This window comes from Oscillatoria salina IIICB1, assembly GCF_020144665.1.
Lineage (GTDB): Bacteria > Cyanobacteriota > Cyanobacteriia > Cyanobacteriales > SIO1D9 > IIICB1.
This window is the reverse complement of record NZ_JAAHBQ010000140.1, coordinates 1-1,948: the sequence shown is the minus strand read 5'-3', so window position 1 is coordinate 1,948 and position 1,948 is coordinate 1. Positions and strand designations below refer to the sequence as shown.

1 protein-coding gene is annotated in these 1,948 nt (G+C 42.5%); it reads right to left on the bottom strand.

Translation table 11 applies throughout. The features are described 5' to 3' along the window. Positions 1–205: 205 nt before the first annotated feature. Positions 206–1,948: tetratricopeptide repeat protein (locus G3T18_RS24450; protein ID WP_224413210.1), on the bottom strand; the 1,743-nt coding region annotated here is incomplete at its 5' end.

The window sequence follows — 1,948 nt, the reverse complement described above, 5'->3', positions numbered from 1 at the left end:
CCTCTTAGGAGAGGGGAGTATTTTGGGGCTAATTACTAACTATTATTCTCCCCCTTCCCTACAAGGGAAGGGGGTTGGGGGGTTAGGTTAGGCAAATTCTGGTAAAAATAGACAAGTGTGGGTTAATTTTCGAGCAGAATTACTCGCTTAAAAAGGGGGGAATTAGGATTTATTATTAGCTATATAAAAATTGGTGGGATAATAGCTATTGTTGTGCATCGTCTTTCATTTGTTGGACTCGGTTGATATATTGCCGAACATTCTCTGCTTCAGGAGATTGAATGTATTTTAATATTTCCCAAGATTTGTGTAAATAATTGAGTCCTGTATCAAAGTCTTTGTAGATAGTTGCTGCTAACCATCCCAACCACTGTAATGTCATTGCTTGACCTTGAATGTTGTCAACTTGTTCATTGAGTGTGAGAGACTCTTGAAATAGGGCGATCGCGGCTTCAATTTCCCCCCTATTAGCTTTGAGAATTGCTAGTTGGTGTAAAGTCGCAGCTTGACCTTGAACGTTGTCAATTTGTTTTTTGAGTGTGAGAGACTTTTGGTAAAGGGCGATCGCCCCTTCAATGTCCCCAGTATCAGCTTTGAGACTTGCTAGATTGTGGATAATAGCAGCTTTGTGAGTCTCGTCTTCTGCGGGACAATCATCTAAAGCTTGTTGATAATCTGCTTGGGCTTGATTTACTTTTCCTAATTGATACTCAGATACAGCTAAGTTATGCTGAACTCGGTAATTTTCAGTAATTTCGAGAGTAGCTTGACACAACTCCTCAGCTTCGCGAAATCGGCTTCGCTTAATCCAGTAATTTGTCAAAGTAATTGCTATTCCGACAGCAATTTTTTCTATTTTCCCCTGCAAAGCCAAGCGATGTATTTCCAGCCTTTGTTCCTCAGTTGAGGTTTCTGCTTCTTTCCACCAGAGGCGATACAGCACTTGTGCGCCTAGTTGTGCTAAAGTTTCTCCATCTGGAGGCATTTCTAAAGGTAAGATGCGCGGTACTCGTAGGGATTCATCGGGACTTACTTCTAGTAATCCCAAAGCTACAGCCCGCTTAAGCTGTGTTTGAGATTCTTCCCTTCGGTCAGAATGACAAGTTAGGTTATCTTCAGAATGACTTTGAGATTCTTCTCTTCGGTCAGAATGACAAGTTAGGTCATCTTCAGAATGACAAGTAACGACATGAGAGAAAGCTTCTCTGGGTACAGGTAACTTAAAAATCAAGCCTCGCGAAAGCATTTCCCGCATCGCAGTATCAATTTGTTCCAGCAGCGACTCGGCTAAAACTTGTTCTCGCAACTCCACCGGATTAGTTTCCAATTGAGTTAAAATTGCTGCAACCGAACTCTCTCCCCCAAACTTAGAAATCGAATCAGGATTACACAACAACTTATCCAACCATTCCAACAAGCGAGGATTTCCATCAGCTAAATTTTGCGCTTGCGTCTGTAAAGCTTTCTCTACCGAAGACTCATTCTTAAAAGCTTCCAGACGACTACACTTTTTTCGCAAATCTGCCCCGTGTAATGCTTCCAAGGGCTGCTTATAAAAATACTGCAACTGAGTGAACTGAAAATCGTAGCGACTGGTAATAATTATCCGATGCAAAGTGTAAGTTTCCCGAATCGCCCACACCAGAGATTTGAGAACTTCCACCGCATCAGTTTGCAACACATGAGTTTGTTCTCGCGGTTGTAAATTGAGTTCAAAATCATCCAATACCAGCAAAAACGGCTTTTCTCCTGCGTCTCCTCGCTGCTGGAACACCTGTTTAAGTCGAAATTTGAGTTCCTCATCGGGATTTTGCAAAGCTTCTCGTAGCGGCTGCAAGTTCAACTTCTCAGTGAGGCGATTTACCAAACTCGCTTCGTCCAGATACCCCACCCAAACCACACGCTCAAAATGAGTTAATCTGTCGCACAGTCTTGCTGCTAAACTACT